Source organism: Salinarimonas sp., from assembly GCF_046292825.1.
Taxonomy (GTDB): Bacteria; Pseudomonadota; Alphaproteobacteria; order Rhizobiales; family Beijerinckiaceae; genus Salinarimonas.
In genome coordinates this window covers 30,281-46,589 of sequence record NZ_JBKBQG010000019.1, presented here as the reverse complement: position 1 = coordinate 46,589, position 16,309 = coordinate 30,281, and the positions used below count along the sequence as shown (strand labels likewise).

13 protein-coding genes are annotated in these 16,309 nt (G+C 70.3%); 5 read left to right on the top strand and 8 right to left on the bottom strand.

What is annotated here, in order from left to right; genetic code table 11:
* Positions 1–4 precede the first annotated feature (4 nt).
* Positions 5–1,138 carry a M20/M25/M40 family metallo-hydrolase gene (locus ACK4UM_RS11170; protein ID WP_409798771.1) on the top strand — a complete coding sequence of 378 codons (1,134 nt, stop codon included), beginning with the start codon at positions 5–7 and terminating at the stop codon, positions 1,136–1,138.
* Between the two features lie 33 nt (positions 1,139–1,171).
* On the opposite strand, the gene ACK4UM_RS11165 is transcribed toward ACK4UM_RS11170, so the two are convergent.
* From ACK4UM_RS11165 to gshB, 4 genes are all read right to left on the bottom strand, one after another.
* On the bottom strand, positions 1,172–1,771 hold the full coding sequence (locus tag ACK4UM_RS11165) for a class I SAM-dependent methyltransferase (protein WP_409798833.1): 600 nt from the start codon (positions 1,769–1,771) through the stop codon (positions 1,172–1,174).
* An 85-nt stretch (positions 1,772–1,856) separates the two neighbouring features.
* On the bottom strand, positions 1,857–3,011 hold the full coding sequence (gene dnaJ / locus ACK4UM_RS11160; protein WP_409798769.1) for a molecular chaperone DnaJ: 1,155 nt from the start codon (positions 3,009–3,011) through the stop codon (positions 1,857–1,859).
* A 178-nt stretch (positions 3,012–3,189) separates the two neighbouring features.
* Positions 3,190–5,106, bottom strand: a complete 1,917-nt coding sequence (gene dnaK / locus ACK4UM_RS11155) for a molecular chaperone DnaK (protein WP_409798767.1) — start codon at positions 5,104–5,106, stop codon at positions 3,190–3,192.
* Positions 5,107–5,306: 200 nt separating this feature from the next.
* Positions 5,307–6,254 (bottom strand): glutathione synthase, encoded by a 948-nt coding sequence (gshB, locus tag ACK4UM_RS11150; protein WP_409798765.1) that lies wholly within the window; start codon positions 6,252–6,254, stop codon positions 5,307–5,309.
* A 254-nt stretch (positions 6,255–6,508) separates the two neighbouring features.
* On the opposite strand from gshB, the gene topA reads away from it, so the two are divergent.
* Both topA and ACK4UM_RS11140 read left to right on the top strand, forming a co-directional pair.
* Positions 6,509–9,268 (top strand): type I DNA topoisomerase, encoded by a 2,760-nt coding sequence (gene topA / locus ACK4UM_RS11145; protein ID WP_409798763.1) that lies wholly within the window; start codon positions 6,509–6,511, stop codon positions 9,266–9,268.
* Positions 9,265–9,660, top strand: coding sequence for a YkvA family protein (locus ACK4UM_RS11140; protein WP_409798761.1), 396 nt, complete (start codon positions 9,265–9,267; stop codon positions 9,658–9,660). Before topA ends, ACK4UM_RS11140 begins: the two co-directional genes overlap by 4 nt.
* Before the next feature lie 601 nt (positions 9,661–10,261).
* Here the strand turns inward: ACK4UM_RS11140 and ACK4UM_RS11135 are convergent.
* The 4 genes from ACK4UM_RS11135 to ACK4UM_RS11120 all read right to left on the bottom strand — a co-directional run bounded on the left by ACK4UM_RS11135 (position 10,262) and on the right by ACK4UM_RS11120 (position 14,878).
* Positions 10,262–11,926 (bottom strand): TRAP transporter large permease subunit, encoded by a 1,665-nt coding sequence (locus ACK4UM_RS11135; protein WP_409798759.1) that lies wholly within the window; start codon positions 11,924–11,926, stop codon positions 10,262–10,264.
* 7 nt (positions 11,927–11,933) lie between these two features.
* A complete protein-coding gene (locus ACK4UM_RS11130; protein ID WP_409798757.1) occupies positions 11,934–12,491 on the bottom strand; it encodes a TRAP transporter small permease subunit in 558 nt (185 codons plus the stop codon).
* A 109-nt stretch (positions 12,492–12,600) separates the two neighbouring features.
* Positions 12,601–14,136, bottom strand: a complete 1,536-nt coding sequence (locus tag ACK4UM_RS11125) for a cryptochrome/photolyase family protein (protein ID WP_409798756.1) — start codon at positions 14,134–14,136, stop codon at positions 12,601–12,603.
* A 10-nt stretch (positions 14,137–14,146) separates the two neighbouring features.
* Positions 14,147–14,878 (bottom strand): SDR family NAD(P)-dependent oxidoreductase, encoded by a 732-nt coding sequence (locus ACK4UM_RS11120; RefSeq protein WP_409798754.1) that lies wholly within the window; start codon positions 14,876–14,878, stop codon positions 14,147–14,149.
* 148 nt (positions 14,879–15,026) lie between these two features.
* Between ACK4UM_RS11120 and ACK4UM_RS11115 the strand changes: the two genes are divergently transcribed.
* A complete protein-coding gene (locus ACK4UM_RS11115) occupies positions 15,027–15,872 on the top strand; it encodes a methionyl-tRNA formyltransferase (RefSeq protein ID WP_409798752.1) in 846 nt (281 codons plus the stop codon).
* 11 nt (positions 15,873–15,883) lie between these two features.
* Complete coding sequence (locus tag ACK4UM_RS11110; protein WP_409798750.1) at positions 15,884–16,084, top strand: DUF2256 domain-containing protein; 201 nt, start codon at positions 15,884–15,886, stop codon at positions 16,082–16,084.
* The last annotated feature ends 225 nt before the right edge of the window (positions 16,085–16,309 follow it).

Sequence of the window (16,309 nt, the reverse complement as noted above, 5' to 3'; positions counted from 1 at the left end):
GCGTATGGACATCGCCCGCCTGCCCTTCGACGCCGACGCGATGCTCGCGGGCCTGCGCCCCTGGATCGAATGCGAGAGCCCGACCTACGATGCGGCGGCGGTCGGCCGCATGATGGACCTTGCCGCGCGCGACCTCGTCGATCTCGGCGCCGCGCCCGAGCGCATCCCCGGCCGCCTCGGCTTCGGCGATTGCCTGCGCGCGCGGATCGGCTCTCCCGACGGCAGAGGCATCCTCGTCCTCGGCCACATGGACACGGTCCACCCCGTCGGCACGCTCGCCGATCTCCCCTTCCGCCGCGAGGGCGCGCGCGCCTACGGTCCCGGCATCTGCGACATGAAGGGCGGAAACTATCTTGCGCTCGAAGCGCTGCGGCAGCTGAAGGCGGCGGGCATCCCGACGAAGCTCCCCGTCACGATCCTCTTCACCAGCGACGAGGAGGTCGGCAGCCCCGCGACGCGCGATCTCATCGAGGCGGAGGCGGCGAAGGCGGCTCTCGTCCTCGTGCCGGAGCCCGGCGGCATCGGCGGCGAGACCACGAGCGGCCGCTACGCCATCGCGCGCTTCGAGATCGAGACGATCGGCCGGCCGAGCCATGCCGGTGCGCGCCTCTCGGAGGGGCGCTCGGCGATCCGCGAGATGGCGCGGCGCATCCTCGAGATCGAGGCGATGACGAGCGAGGACTGCACGTTCAGCGTCGGCGTCGTAGAGGCCGGGCGCTGGGTGAACTGCGTCGCGAGCCGGGCACGGGGCGAGGTGCTCTCGATGGCCAAGCGTCAGGCGGATCTCGACGACGGCGTCGCGCGCATGCTCGCGCTCTCCGACGCGACCGGCGAGGTCGCCTTCCACGTCCGCCGCGGCGTGACGCGCCCGGTCTGGGAGCCCTCCGCGGCGACGCTCGCTTTGTTCGAGCGCGCCCGCGCCCTCGCCGCCTCGATCGGCGTGACGCTGACCCATCGCAGCGCCGGCGGCGGCTCGGACGGGAATTTCACGGGCGCGATGGGGATCCCGACGCTCGACGGTCTCGGCGTCGAGGGCGACAAGTTCCACACGCTCGAGGAGCACATCCTCGTCGACACGCTCGCGAGCCGCGGGCGAATCATGGCGGGGCTTCTCGCCACCTGCGACGCGAGCGGGTGATCCGCGCGGGGGACGCGGCGCCTCCCGGGCGCCTCACCGATGCGCGGGTCGCCGATAGACCCAGACGCGCGCGGGCGGCAGGTTGAGCCAGATGCGGCCGGTGGCCTCGGCGGTGTACTCGCCGGGATGCTTCGGAATCGGCGGAACGACGGCGTAGGTGAACTGCACGAAGGGCGCGTTCGGCTGCATCAGGTCCATCGCCGAGCGCAGGAGACGCAGACGCTCCGTCACCGGCTTCGTGAACAGCGGCAGCGAGGAGACGACGCCGGCCGCGGGTCCGACGAGGCTGCCGGCGAGCGTGTGGCGAATGTCGTAGGCGTCGCCCTGCCTGATCGTCGCGCGCGGGAAGCGCTGGCTCAAGAGCTTGCAGAAATCCGGGTTGAACTCGACGAGGACGAGCCGCTCCTGCGGAATGCCGCGTTCGATCAACGCCTCGGTGACCGGCCCCGTGCCGGGGCCGAGTTCGACCACCTGCCCCTCGCGGCGCGGATCGACGAATCGCGCCATGGCGCGCGCGAGATCCTTGCCCGACGGCGCCACCGCCCCCGTCATCAAGGGCCGCTCGAGCCAGGAACGCAGGAAGCGCGCCTCGTCCTCGAGATCGGGACCTTTCCTGTCGGCCTGACGCCGCATGTTCGGAAGCACGCGCGCCTCCTCCCCCTGTGACTGTCCCGCGGCGAGCCCGCGCGATCCGTTACACCAACCCGACGAACGTGCGTCAACCCCGCCCTGATCCACCGAGACCGTCGAAAAACTCGCGTACGCGGTTCAGGAAGCCGTGGCTCTCCGGATGCGTGTCGCGCGAGCATTCCGCCTCGAAGGCCTGGAGGAGCTCACGCTGCCTTTTCGTCAAGTTCTGCGGCGTCTCGATGACGACTTGGATGTACAGATCGCCGACGTCGCGCGAACGCAGGACCGGCATGCCCTTGCCGCGCAGGCGGAACTGCTTGCCGGTCTGGGTGCCCTCCGGGATCTTCACGCGCGCGTCCGAGCCGTCGATCGTCGGCACCGTCACCTCGCCGCCGAGCGCGGCCGTGCACATCGAGATCGGGACGCGCGCGAAGAGGTCGGCGCCGTCGCGCTGGAAGAAGGCGTGCGGCTTGATCGAAAGGAAGATGTAGAGGTCGCCCGAGGGCCCGCCGCGCAGGCCCGCCTCGCCCTCGCCGGCGACGCGGATGCGCGTGCCCTCCTCGACGCCCGCGGGGATGTTGACGGTGAGCGTGCGCTCGCGCGTGACCCTGCCCGCGCCGCGGCAGATGTCGCAGGGATCGTCGAGGATCTCGCCGCGGCCCGCGCAGGTGGGGCAGGTGCGCTCGATCGTGAAGAAGCCCTGCGTCGCGCGCACCCGCCCGTAGCCGTTGCAGGTGCCGCAGACCTTCGGCTTCGAGCCGGGCTTGGCGCCGGTGCCCGAACAGGCCTCGCAGGTGATCGCGGTGGGGATCGTCAGCTCCTCGGCCTTGCCGCGGAAGCAATCCTCGAGCGCGATCTCGAGATTGTAGCGCAGGTCCGCCCCGCGCTCTCGACCGCCGGTCGAGCGCCCGCGCGTGCGCGCGCCGCCGCCTTCGCCGAAGAAGTTCTCGAAGATGTCCGACATGAAGTCGGAGAAATCGGGCCCGAAGCCCGGGCCGCCCGGCCCGCCGCCGCCGTTCTGGAAGGCCGCGTGGCCGAAGCGGTCGTAGGCGGCGCGCTTCTGCTCGTCGGAGAGAACCTGGTAGGCCTCGTTGAGCTCCTTGAACTTGAGCTCGGCCTCCGCGTTGCCGGGATTGCGGTCGGGGTGCCATTGCATGGCGAGCTTGCGGAAGGCGCTCTTGAGCGTCTTCTCGTCGGCATTCCGCTCGACGCCGAGGATCTCGTAATAATCGCGCTTCGACATTGAAGGGCCGGTGCCTCGATCTCATCCGCGGGCGCCGCCCGCCCGGCTCCCGCGATCGCCCGCGCGGGAGCGTCGGAGACGATTCCCGCGAGGGGACACGCGTCAGGGGACACGCATGCGCCGCCGCCGTCAAGCTCGCGCTGTCGGCGGCGGCACGATCGGCTGGGGAAGGACGCCGTCAGGCGCGCTTCTTCTTGTCCTCGTCGTCGACCTCCTGGAAGTCGGCGTCGATGACGTCCTCGTCCTTCTTCGCGCCGGGCTCGTCGCCGTCGTCCGAGGGACCGCCCTCCTGGGAGGCCTTGTACATCGCCTCGCCGAGCTTCATCGAGGCCTGCATCAGGTCCTGCGTGCGGGACTTGATCACCTCGACGTCCTCGCCGACGAGCGCCTCGCGCAGGGCGCTCATCGCGGTCTCGATGCCCTGCTTGTCGGCCTCGCCGACCTTGTCGCCGAACTCCTTCAGCGACTTCTCGGTCGAGTGGACGAGCGCCTCGCCCTGGTTGCGGGCCTCGACGAGCTCGCGGCGCTTCTTGTCCTCGGCGGCGTGGGCTTCCGCGTCCTTGACCATCTTCTCGATGTCGGCGTCGGAGAGGCCGCCCGAGGCCTGGATGCGGATCGCCTGCTCCTTGCCGGTCGCCTTGTCCTTGGCCTGGACGTTGACGATGCCGTTGGCGTCGATGTCGAAGGTCACCTCCACCTGCGGCACGCCGCGCGGCGCGGGGGGAATGCCGACGAGGTCGAACTGGCCGAGCAGCTTGTTGTCGGCCGCCATCTCGCGCTCGCCCTGGAAGACGCGGATCGTGACCGCGTTCTGGTTGTCTTCCGCCGTCGAGAAGACCTGCGACTTCTTCGTCGGGATGGTGGTGTTGCGGTCGATGAGCCGCGTGAACACGCCGCCCAGCGTCTCGATGCCGAGCGAGAGCGGGGTCACGTCGAGCAGCAGCACGTCCTTCACGTCGCCCTGCAGCACGCCCGCCTGGACGGCGGCGCCGATCGCGACGACCTCGTCGGGGTTGACGCCCTTGTGCGGCTCCTTGCCGAAGAAGGACTTCACCACCTCCTGGACCTTCGGCATGCGGGTCATGCCGCCGACGAGCACCACCTCGTCGATCTCGCCCGCGTTGAGGCCCGCGTCCTTGAGCGCCTTGCGGCAGGGCTCGACGGTGCGCTGGATGAGATCGTCGACGAGGCTCTCGAACTTGGCGCGCGAGAGCTTCATGGTCAGGTGCTTGGGGCCCGACGAATCGGCGGTGATGTAGGGCAGGTTGATCTCGGTCTGCGTCGTCGAGGACAATTCGATCTTCGCCTTCTCCGCGGCCTCCTTGAGGCGCTGGAGGGCGAGCTTGTCCTTCGTGAGGTCGATGCCCTGCTCCTTCTTGAACTCGGAGGCGAGGTACTCGACCACGCGCATGTCGAAATCCTCGCCGCCGAGGAAGGTGTCGCCGTTCGTCGACTTCACCTCGAACACGCCGTCGCCGATCTCCAGGATCGAGATGTCGAAGGTGCCGCCGCCGAGATCGTAGACCGCGATCGTGCCGGTCTGCTTCTTGTCGAGGCCGTAGGCGAGCGCGGCCGCGGTCGGCTCGTTGATGATGCGCAGCACCTCGAGCCCGGCGATCTTGCCGGCGTCCTTGGTCGCCTGGCGCTGGGCGTCGTTGAAATAAGCGGGGACGGTGATGACGGCCTGGGTGACCGGCTGCCCGAGATGGCTTTCCGCCGTCTCCTTCATCTTCTGAAGGGTGAAGGCGGAGATCTGCGAGGGCGAATATTGCTTGCCGTCCGACTCGACCCACGCGTCGCCGTTGCCGCCGCGAACGATCTTGTAGGGGACGAGCGCCTGGTCCTTCTTGGTCGTCGGGTCGTCGAAAGTGCGGCCGATCAGGCGCTTGATCGCGAAGAAGGTGCGCTCGGGATTGGTGACCGCCTGGCGCTTTGCCGGCTGGCCCACGAGGCGCTCGCCCTCGTCGGTGAACGCGACGATGGAGGGCGTCGTGCGTGCGCCCTCGGCGTTCTCGATGACGCGGGGCGTGGTGCCTTCCATGACCGCGACGCAGGAATTCGTCGTGCCGAGATCGATACCGATGACCTTACCCATGGCGGGATCCCTCACTTTCAAGCAGACCGCCGAGCCCCGAAGCAGCTCGGCCCATGGCTGACTTCACATGGACTGGTGTGTTTCGCGATGCGCCGGGCCCGCGATCCGCGCCGCGTCCCCGACCGCGGCTGATATAGGGGGGGCGATTTGCGCCCGCAAGGCGGGGGTGGGGCTCGCCCCGCGACCCGGTGCCGCCGCGCTCAGCCCCGCCGCTTCGCCTCGATCGCGTCCCAGACGTCGACCGCGAGGTCCGGCCCGCCGAGCCGCTTCACCGCCCGCACGCCCGTCGGCGAGGTCACGTTGATCTCGGTGAGGAGGCCGTCGATGACGTCGATGCCCACCAGGATCATGCCCATGCGCTTCAACGACGGGCCGATCGTCTCGCAGATCTCGCGCTCGCGCGCCGTGAGGTCGGTCGCCCCGGCGGCGCCCCCGCGCACCATGTTCGAGCGGATGTCGCCGGGCGCCGGCACGCGATTGATGGCGCCCTTGGGCTCCCCGTCGACGAGGAGGATGCGCTTGTCGCCCTCGGTGACGCGCTCGAGGAATTTCTGGATCACCCAAGGCTCGCGGAAGGTGACGGAGAACAGATCGAACAGCGAGCCGAAATTCGGGTCGTCGGGGGTGAGCCGCACCACCGCCGCCCCGCCGTGCCCGTGCAGCGGCTTCATCACGACGGACCCGTGCTCGCGCCGGAAATCCTCGATCTCGGCCTTGTCGCGCGAGATGAGCGTCGGCGGCATCAGGTGGGGGAATTCCGTGACGAAGATCTTCTCGGGCGCGTTGCGCACGTGGTGGGGATCGTTGACGACGAGAACCTGCGGGTGGACGCGCTCCAAGAGGTGGCTCGCGGTGATGTAGGAGAGATCGAAGGGCGGATCCTGGCGCATCAGGACGACGTCCACGGCCTCCGCGAGCGCCGCCCGCCGCGGCTCGCCGAGCCGCGCATGCGCCCCCTCGACGTCCGCGACCTGGAGATCGCGCATCCGCGCCACCACCGTCCCGTCGCGCATCGAGAGATCGTTGGGCGTGAAATAGACGAGCGAATGCCCGCGCGCCTGCGCCTCGAGCAGGAGGGCGAAGGTGGTGTCGCCGGCGATTTTGATGTGCTCGATGGGGTCCATCTGGACCGCGACGCGCAGGGACATGGGGGCTCTCGCATTGGCTTGTCGCTGGGGCCGCGGACGTTAGCGGGTGGGGGCGGCGGGGGGAAGAGGGGGCGGGAGGGGGGGAAGGGTGTCATCGCCCCCCCTCCCCTCGCCTCCCCCGCGCCGCATCACCGCACTCGCCCCGATTTGACAGGACGCGCGCCATCACCCAGTTAATGCAGCCCGCGTCGCTCGAGGGGGCTTCGGGCGGCGCGGACGAGACCACCACGAGAGCGCCCATCGGGAAGCCGCGGATGAAAGTCGTCGTCGTCGAGTCGCCGGCCAAGGCCAAGACGATCAACAAATATCTCGGCCGCGACTACGAGGTCCTCGCCTCCTTCGGCCACGTCCGCGACCTGCCGCCCAAGGACGGCTCGGTCGATCCGGACGCGGATTTCCGGATGATCTGGGAGCTCGAGGATCGCGGCGCCAAGCGCATTTCCGAGATCGCCAAGGCGATCCGCGGCGCCGAGAAGCTCATCCTCGCGACCGACCCCGACCGCGAGGGCGAGGCGATCTCCTGGCACCTCGTCGAGGCGCTCAACGAGAAGCGGGCCCTCAAGGGCCTGCCCGTCGAGCGGGTGACCTTCAACGCCATCACCAAGGACGCGGTCGCGAGCGCGCTGCGGGCCCCGCGCGAGATCGACCAGGCGCTCGTCGACGCCTATCTCGCGCGCCGCGCGCTCGATTACCTCGTCGGCTTCAACCTCTCCCCGGTGCTCTGGCGCAAGCTGCCGGGCTCGCGCTCGGCCGGGCGCGTGCAATCGGTGGCTCTGCGCCTCGTCTGCGACCGCGAGCGCGAGATCGAGAGCTTCGTCGCCCGCGAGTACTGGTCCCTCGTCGCCACCCTCGCGACGAAGGACAACGCGATCTTCGACGCCCGCCTCGTCGGCGCCGACGGGCGCAAGATCACGCGCCTCGACATCGGCAAGGGCGAGGAGGCGGAGGCCTTCAAGCGCGATCTCGAGCTCGCGACCTTCTCGGTCGCCTCGGTCGAGGCCAAGCCCGCCAAGCGCCACCCGCAGCCGCCCTTCACCACCTCGACGCTCCAGCAGGAGGCCTCCCGCAAGCTCGGCATGGCCCCCGCCCAGACGATGCGCGTCGCCCAGCGCCTCTACGAGGGCGCCGAGATCGGCGGCGAGACGGTCGGCCTCATCACCTATATGCGAACCGACGGCGTCGACATGGCGCCCGAGGCCATCGCCGCGACGCGCCGCGCCATCGGCCGCGAGTTCGGCGACCAATACGTCCCCGACGTGCCGCGCCGCTATCAGACGAAGGCGAAGAACGCACAGGAAGCCCACGAGGCGGTGCGTCCGACCGACATGGGCCGGCGGCCCAAGGACGTCGCGCGCTTCCTCGAGCCCGAGCAGGCGCGCCTCTACGAGCTGATCTGGCTGCGCACGATGGCGAGCCAGATGGAATCGGCGCTCCTCGAGCGCACCACCGTCGACATCGCCGCGAAAGTGGGCCCGCGCACGCTCGATCTGCGCGCGACCGGGCAGGTGGTGAAGTTCGACGGCTTCCTCGCGGTCTATCAGGAGGGCCGCGACGACGAGGAGGACGAGGAGGGCGGCCGCCTGCCGCCGATGACCGCGGGCGATCCGCTGCGGCGCGAGCGCATCACCGCGAGCCAGCACTTCACCGAGCCGCCGCCGCGTTATTCCGAGGCGAGCCTCGTCAAGCGGATGGAGGAGCTCGGCATCGGGCGGCCCTCCACCTATGCCTCGATCCTGCAGGTGCTCAAGGACCGCGAATACGTCGCGATCGAGAAGAAGCGCCTCGTCGCGCAGGACAAGGGCCGCATCGTCACGGCCTTCCTGGAGAGCTTCTTCCGGCGCTACGTCGAGTACGACTTCACCGCCGCGCTCGAGGAGCAGCTCGACCGCGTCTCGGCGGCGGAGGTCGACTGGAAGGAGCTCCTGCGCGACTTCTGGCGCGACTTCTCCGCCGCGATCGCCGGCACGAAGGAGCTGCGCACCGGCGAGGTGCTCGACGCGCTCAACGACTATCTCGCCCCGCACATCTTCCCCGATCGCGGCGACGGCGTCGATCCGCGCGCCTGCCCGAGCTGCGGGACGGGCACGCTCTCGCTCAAGCTCGGCAAGTTCGGCTCCTTCGTCGGCTGCTCGAACTATCCCGAATGCCGCTACACCCGCCAGCTCGCGGCCCCCGGGCCCGACGGCGAGGCGGGCGCGGAGGGCGGGCAGCCGGGCGTGAAGGTGCTCGGCCGAGACCCCGTGACGACGCTCGACGTGACCCTGCGCGACGGCCGCTTCGGCCCCTTCGTGCAGCTCGGCGAGGCGCAGGGCGACGCGAAGCCCAAGCGCGCCTCGCTGCCCAAGGGCATGAGCCCCTCCGCCGTCGATCTCGAGCGCGCGCTCGCGCTCCTGTCGCTGCCGCGCGAGGTGGCCCGCCATCCCGAGACGGGCGAGCCGATCCTCGCCGGCATCGGCCGATTCGGGCCCTACGTGCAGCACGGCAAGACCTATGCCTCGCTCGGGCGCGACGACGACGTGCTCGAGATCGGCCAGAACCGGGCGATCGACCTCATCGTCGCCAAGGAGACCGGCACCGGCGGCGGCCGGCGCGGCGGCGGCGATCCCGGCCGCGCGCTCGGCGAGGATCCGGAGAGCGGCAAGGCGATCGTCGTCAAGGCCGGCCGCTACGGCCCCTACGTCACCGACGGCACCACCAACGCCACCCTGCCGAAGAGCATGGAGGCGGAGGCGATCTCGCTCGAGGACGCCGCCGCCCTCCTCAAGGCGAAGCGCGCCTCCGGCGGCGGGGGCAAGACGAAGAAGGCCGGCGGCAAGAGCGCCACCAGGAAGGCGCCCGCCAAGAAGGCAGCGGCCAGGAAGGCGGAGGCTGAGGCCGACGGCGAGAGCGCGCCGAAGAAGGCCGCGACGGCGAAGACGGCGACGAAGAAGGCGTCTGCCTCCAAGAAGGCGTCTCCAGGGGCGAAGGCTGCGCCCAAGAAGGCCGTCGCGGCGAAGAAGGCCGCCGCTTCGTGAGCCTGCGCGACGGCGCGCGCCGCATCCGCGCCGACGGCGCGACGCTCGTGCGCGCCCTGCGCGACCCGCACACCCCGCGCTCCGCGAAGGCGGTGGCGCTGCTCGTCTTCGCCTACGTGCTGATGCCCTTCGACCTGATCCCCGATTGGCGCCCGATCGTGGGGCTCCTCGACGATCTCGCGGTGGTGACGGTCGGGCTGTGGGCGATCGTGCGCCTGATCCCGAAGGATCAGCTCGCCGACCACCGCGCCCGCGCCGAGGCCGGGCTCGACCTGCCCCGCCAGCGCGCCCGCCCGTTGGCCTTCGCGCTGATGGCCCTCGTCGCCTTCACGCTGCTCGCCTGGTGGGCCTTCGGCTGGATCGCAGCGCTCTGGGGAACGCCGCCGTCGTAGCGGCGAGAGCGACGGGGACGGCCCCTCTCCTTTTCCTCAGGAGCCAGGCAGCGCAGACATCGACGTCTTTGCATGCGATCGGCGTCGCTCGCGGACGTTCTTGTCCTTCCCCCTTGGGGGAAGGTGGCCCGACGCCGAAGGCGGCGGGTCGGATGGGGGTCGTCGGGAGGCACTCGATCGCTCGATCCTGCACGCCCCCCACCCCAGAGGAGTCCCATTGCCCTCCCCCAAGGGCTACGAGATTCACACATCTCTTCCGATCGGTTTTCTTGGAGATCTCAGCGTTCGCGGAGGGCTCGACGGTTTCCCCTTGGGGGAGGGCAATGGGACTCCTCACGGGTGGGGGTCGTGCAGGAACTGTCGTTCGAGTGCCTCCTGCACGACCCCCATCCGTCTCCGAGCTTCGCTCGGAGCCACCTTCCCCCAAGGGGGAAGGACAAGAGCGGCCTTCGTCGACGTCGATCGCATGCGAAGACAGCGACGTGTGCACTCCCTAGCGGTCGAGCTCGTCCCAAACCCTCAGATCCCCAGGGAAAGGCGAAGGAGATAGGACGCCTCACGCAACGCCCCCGCGCGACCCCGCCTCGCGGCTAGGACACCCTCAATCCACCCGCGGCAGCGGCGGGGGCTCGAAGCCGGGGAAGCCGCCGGGGGGTGCGAAATCGGGCATGATCAGGCGGTCGAGACGCTCGCGCACGTCCTCGTCGGTGAGCGCCGGGCGCTCGGCGCGGTAATGGGTGACCGTCTGCGGCAGCGCGTAGACGACGGCGATCATCGCGAGTTGGATGAGCACGAACGGGACGACGCCGCGATAGATCTGCATCGTCGTCACCCCCGCGATGGTGCGCCCGGTGACGGGATCGACGTGGTCGCGCGTCGGCGTGACCGATCGCAGGTAGAACAGCGAGAAGCCGAAGGGTGGGGTGAGGAACGACGTCTGGAAATTGATCGCGAGCAGCACCCCGAACCAGATCAGGTCGATGCCGAGCGCCTGAGCCGGCGCCACCAGGAGCGGCACGAGGATGAACACGATCTCGAAGAAATCGAGGAAGAAGCCGAGGAAGAACACCGTCACCGCGACGAAGAGGAGGAAGCCCGCCTCCCCGCCCGGCAGCGCGAGCAGGAGCTCCTTCACCCAGATGTGGCCGTTGACGCCGTAGAAGGTCAGCGCGAAGACGCGCGCGCCGATCAGAACGAACATCACGAAAGCCGAGAGCCTCAACGTCTGCTCGCAGGCGCCGCGGGTGAGCGGCAGGGTGAGGCGCCCCTTCAGGGCCGCGAGCGCGAGCGCGCCGACCGCCCCCATCGCCCCACCTTCGGTAGGGGTCGCGAGCCCGATGAAGATCGTGCCGAGCACGAGGAAGATCAGCGCGAGCGGCGGCACGAGCACGCTGACCACCTCCCGCGCGAGCGGCGAGAGGAGGTTCAGCTTCAGCCGCGTGTCGAGCATGGCGAGCGCGGTGGCGAACAGGACGGCGATCGCCGCGCCCCAGACATAGGGCGCCTGCTCGACGCGATCGGCGAGGAGCGCCGTCGCCGCGACGCCGATCGCCCCCGAAAGCGCCATCACGACGAGGAGCGAGGGCAGCCCCCGGCCGATCCGGCGCGCCTCCTTCGGCAGCGGCGGGGCGAGCTGCGGGCGCAGGCGCGAGACGACGAGGACGTAGATCGCGAAGGCCGCCGTGAGCATCAGCGCCGGCACCATCGCCCCGCGATACATGTCGCCGACCGAGCGGCCGAGCTGGTCGGCGAGCACGATCAGCACCAGCGATGGCGGCAGGATCTGAGCGAGCGTGCCCGACGCGACGATCACGCCCGTCGCCAACCTGCGGTCGTAGCCGTAGCGCAGCATGATCGGCAGCGAGATCAGCCCCATCGAGATCACGGCCGCCGCGACGACCCCCGTCGTCGCCGCGAGCAGCGCGCCGACGAGCACGACCGAGAGCGCGAGCCCGCCCGGCATCGCGCCGAAGAGCTGGCCCATCGTGTCGAGCAGGTCCTCCGCCATGCGCGAGCGCTCGAGGACGAGCCCCATGAAGGTGAAGAAGGGGATCGCGAGCAGCGTCTCGTTCGCCATCGCCGCGAAGACGCGATCGGGCAGCGCCTGGAAGAAGGTCGGCGCGAACAGCCCCAGTTCGATGCCCACGAAGCCGAAGAAGAGCCCGAGCGCGGCGAGCGAGAAGGCGATCGGATAGCCGAGGATCATGAACGCCACGAGGCACACGAACATAATCGGGGCGATGTTCTCGATAAGGAAGGCGCTCATCCGAGGCTCACGGCTCGCGGCGCGTGGCCGGGTGGGGGACGGTTTCGTCGGCTTCGTCCGCGAGCCGCCCGGTGACGATCGCGAGCCGCTTGACGAATTCGGACACGCCCTGCGCGAGAAGCATGGCGAAGCCGACGAGGACGAGGAGCTTGGCCGGCCACAAAGGCAGCCCGCCGGCATTGGCCGACATCTCGCCGGTGCGCCAGGACAGGAGGAAGAAGGGCACGGCGAGCACCACGTGGACGAGGGCGAAGGGGATCAGGAAGAGCGCGTGGCCGACGAGGTCGAGCCGGTCGCGCGCGCCCTTCGAGAAGCGGCTCGCGAGGATGTCGATCCGCACGTGCTCGTTGCGCCGCAGCGTCCAGGACGCGCCGAGCAGAAAGACCGCGCCGAACAGGTACCATTGCACCTCGAGCCAGGCGTTCGACGACAGCGAGAACATCCGGCGCGACAGCGCATTGCCCGCCGAGATCACCACGGCCGCGAGGACGAGCCACGCGGCGAGCCGGCCGATCAGCGCATTCGTCGCGTCGATGGCGCGCGCGAGGCGCAGAGCGAGGGCCATCGGGCCTGTTCCTCCCGGCCGCACGCACGCGGCCACGAGTGCCTTCCTAGTGGAAACGCGGATGAACGCAAGCGCTCGCGCCGCGGATCGCCGTCGCGGCGCGCGCTGGTCACCGGTAGGACGACGTGAGCGCGCCGAGGAAGGCGCTCGCGTCCGCCTCGATCGCCGCGCGCCGATCGGGATTCATCTTGGCGAGCGTGCGATAGGGCATGGCCATGCGCGGATTGCGGGCGAGGCGGCTCTCGTTGTCGATCAGGAAATGCCAGTAGAGGTAGTTGAACGGGCAGGCCTTCGGGCCCTCCTTCACCTTCGGATCGTAGCGGCAGCCGCGGCAATAATCGCTCATCCGGTCGATATAGGCGCCCGAGGCCGCATAGGGCTTCGAGGCGAGGAGACCGCCGTCGGCGAAGAGGATCATCCCGTGCACGTTCGGCAATTCCACCCACTCGTAGGCGTCGGCATAGACGACGAGGAACCATTCCTCGAGCGCGGCGGGGCGGATGCCGGCAATCAGGGCGAAATTGCCGAGCACCATCAGCCGTTGAATATGGTGCGCATAGGCATGGGCGCGGGTGTCGGCGACGCATTGCGCGAGGCAGTTCATGTCGGTCTCGCCGGTCCAGTAGAAATCCGGCAGCGGGCGCTGGGCGTCGAGCGCGTTCGTCTGCGCGTAGCGCGGCATTTCCAACCAGTAGATGCCGCGGACATATTCCCGCCAGCCGATCACCTGCCGCACGAAGCCCTCGACCGCGTTGAGCGGCGCGCGCCCCTCCCGCCATTCGCGCTCGGCGGCGACGCAGACCTCCTCGGCCGTCAGCAGGCCCGCGTTCAGATAGGGCGAGATCACCGCGTGGAAGAGGAAGGGCTCGCCCGTCTTCATCGCGTCCTGGTAGTCCCCGAAACGCGGCAGAGCCGCCTCGAGGAAGAAGGCGAGCGCCTCGAGCGCGCCCGCGCGGGTCACCGCCCAGCCGAAGCCGTCGAGATCGCCGAAATGGTTGCCGAAGCGGCGCGCGACGAGGTCGAGCACCGCGCGCGTCGTCGCATCCGGCTCGAAGCGGCGGCGCGGGGGGACGGCGATGCCGGCGGGCAGGCTCTTGCGGTTGTCGGCGTCGAAATTCCACTGGCCGCCGACGGGCTCGCCGCCCTCCATCAGGAAGCCGGTCTTGCGGCGCATCTCGCGGTAGAAGAACTCCATCCGCAATTGCTTGCGCCCCTCGGCCCAGGCGGCGAACTCGCCGCGCGAGCACAGGAAGCGATTGTCCTCGCGGATCTCGACCGGGAGCCCGAGCTCCTCGCGCCAATCGCGCATCGCCTCGAGCACCCGCCATTCGCCGGGCTCGGTGACGATCACCCGGTCGACCGCATGACGCCCCAGCGCCCGCGCGAGCTCCCCGCCGAAGGAGCCCGTATTGCCGGGATCGTCGAGCCGCACGTAGTCGACCCGAACCCCTTCCTCGCGCAATTCCTCCGCGAAGTGCCGCATCGCCGAGAAGAGGAAGGCGATCTTCTGCTTGTGGTGGCGCACATAGGTCGCCTCCTCGGCGACCTCGACCATCAGGACGACGTCCGCCTCCGCATCGAGGTCGGCGAGCGAGGCGATCCGACGCGTGAGCTGGTCGCCGAGGAGGAGCCGCAGGGCGCCCACGCGCGCGCCCTCAACCCTTGGTGCGCAGGGTCGAGCGCCCGCCGTCGACGCCGATCGTCTGCCCCGTGATCCAGGACGCCTCCTCCGAGATCAGGAAGGCGGCGAGCGCGCCGGCGTCCTTCGCCTCGCCGATGCGCGGGATCGCGTGCATGCCGGCGATCGCGCTCGCCATCGCCTGATTGCCGGTCAGCGGCGAGGCGAGCGGCGTGTCCATCAACGAGGGCGCGATGCAATTGACGCGCACCTTGGGCGCGAGCTCGGCCGCGAGCGCCAGCGTCAGCCCCTGCACCGCGCCCTTCGCCATCGCGACCGAGGCGTGTGCGGCGAAGCCCTGCCGCGCGGCGACCGTCGAGAAGAGCACCACGCTCGCGCCCCCCGCCTGCCGGAACGGCGCCAAAGCCGCCTGCACCGCGAGCGCGGCGCCGAGCGCGTTGAGCCGGAAATCCGCCTCGACATCCTGCGCCGTCAGCTTGGCCAAGGGCTTGAGATTGATCGAACCCACCGCGTAGACGAGCCCGGCGAGCCCGTCCGTCCCCGCCGCGTCGCGCGTCGCGCGGGCGATCGCCTCGGGATCGGTGACGTCCGCGACGCTGTAGCCGGTGTCGAGCGCGCGCGCCGCCTCGGCGAGCCGCGCCTCGTCGCGCGCCACGAGATAGGGGCGATAGCCGCGCGCGGCGAGCGCCTGCGCGCAGGAGCGGCCGACCCCGCCGTTGCCGCCATAGACGAGAATGGTGCCGCTCATCGAACTCTCTCCCGGCTCTTGCCCACTGCAAACGACAACGCCGCGCGCTAAGTATCGCGTGGGCGTCCCGCGTCCACCCCCCGCGCGGCCGATCGTCGCCGCGGCGGCCGGGGGAGGACGCGGACGGCGCGAGCGGGAGGGGTGAGCCATGCGCTTCGCCTATGCGGGCATCGACTTCATGGCCGAGGCGCTCGAGGGCTTCCTCGCGGCCGGATGGGAGCCGGTCAAGCTGTTCACGCGCCCCTGCGACGGCGTGCTCGACCACAACGAGCGGGTGATCGCCCGCGCGCGATCGCTGCGCATCCCGATCCAGATGTCGCGGTTGCGGCCGGAGGATCTCGCGACCTTGAGCGATTGCTGCCTCGTCGTCGCGGGCTATCCGTGGCGGATCGAGGGCTGGCGCGGCGCCATTCCCTACGCGCTCAATTTCCACCCCTCCCCGCTGCCGGAGGGCCGCGGCCCCTATCCGCTCTACCGCGCATTGCTCGAGGGGCGGCGCGACTGGGGCGTGAGCGCGCACGTGATCGAGCCCGAATTCGACACCGGCGCCGTCATCGCGCAGGAGCGTTTCCCCCTCGGCGAGGCCGAGACGCACGAGACCCTCCTGATGCGGTGCCAGATGGCGACGGGCCGGCTCGCGCGCCGGATCGCCGGCGATTTCGCCGCGCTCTGGGCGGGCGCCGAGCCGCAGGGGCGCGGCTCCTATTGGCCGCGCGCGACGGATGCGCAGCGAACCCTCGACTGGACGTCGTCCGTCGACGAGATCCTCGGCCGCGTGCGCGCCTTCGGCGCGATCGAGACGCTCGCGCGCGTCGGACCGGGCGTCGTCCACGTCGCCGAGGCGCAGGGCTGGCGCGAGCCGCACGGCCATGCGCCCGGCACCGTCGTCCACACCTATCGCCGCCTCCTCGTCGTCGCCGCGCGCGACGGCTACGTCGTCCTCACCCGCTGGAGCCCGATCTCGCGCGAGGCCGCCCGCGAGATCGGCCGCTGAGCGGGGTTTTCATGGCGAAGATGCGCCGCAAGGGCGACCTCCCGACCAAAGACTGCCTCGCCTGCGGCCGCCCCTTCGCCTGGCGCAAGAAATGGGAGCGCGTCTGGGACGAGGTCCGCTATTGCTCCGACGCCTGCCGCGCCGCGCGGCCGAGGGTCGCTTCGCGCGGTGAGGCGGAAGCCGCGTCGCCGCCGCGCGGGCGGGGGCGTTGAGGGGGCGCCTGGAACCGAGACGCCGTCATTCCGGGGCGCGAAGCGAGCCCGGAACCCAGACTCCCGACCGTGGATGAGCAGCCTATAGGCTGCGTCCCTCGACATATCCATGGGCTTTGGTTGGCGAGCGAGCGCGCATGCGCGCTCGAACCGACGTCGTGGATCTGGGTTCCGGGCTCGCTTCGCGCCCCGGAATGACGGGTGGGAAGGGTTTCCGAGAATCTC

Excerpts from the sequence above, each read along its gene's own strand:
- dnaK (WP_409798767.1), bottom strand. The coding sequence starts at position 5,106 with ATGGGTAAGGTCATCGGTATCGATCTCGGCACGACGAATTCCTGCGTC.
- ACK4UM_RS11135 (WP_409798759.1), bottom strand. The coding sequence starts at position 11,926 with ATGAGCGCCTTCCTTATCGAGAACATCGCCCCGATTATGTTCGTGTGC.
- topA (WP_409798763.1), top strand. The coding sequence starts at position 6,509 with ATGAAAGTCGTCGTCGTCGAGTCGCCGGCCAAGGCCAAGACGATCAAC.
- ACK4UM_RS11165 (WP_409798833.1), bottom strand. The coding sequence starts at position 1,771 with ATGCGGCGTCAGGCCGACAGGAAAGGTCCCGATCTCGAGGACGAGGCG.
- ACK4UM_RS11115 (WP_409798752.1), top strand. The coding sequence starts at position 15,027 with ATGCGCTTCGCCTATGCGGGCATCGACTTCATGGCCGAGGCGCTCGAG.
- ACK4UM_RS11120 (WP_409798754.1), bottom strand. The coding sequence starts at position 14,878 with ATGAGCGGCACCATTCTCGTCTATGGCGGCAACGGCGGGGTCGGCCGC.
- ACK4UM_RS11110 (WP_409798750.1), top strand. The coding sequence starts at position 15,884 with ATGGCGAAGATGCGCCGCAAGGGCGACCTCCCGACCAAAGACTGCCTC.
- gshB (WP_409798765.1), bottom strand. The coding sequence starts at position 6,254 with ATGTCCCTGCGCGTCGCGGTCCAGATGGACCCCATCGAGCACATCAAA.
- ACK4UM_RS11170 (WP_409798771.1), top strand. The coding sequence starts at position 5 with ATGGACATCGCCCGCCTGCCCTTCGACGCCGACGCGATGCTCGCGGGC.
- dnaJ (WP_409798769.1), bottom strand. The coding sequence starts at position 3,011 with ATGTCGAAGCGCGATTATTACGAGATCCTCGGCGTCGAGCGGAATGCC.
- ACK4UM_RS11130 (WP_409798757.1), bottom strand. The coding sequence starts at position 12,491 with ATGGCCCTCGCTCTGCGCCTCGCGCGCGCCATCGACGCGACGAATGCG.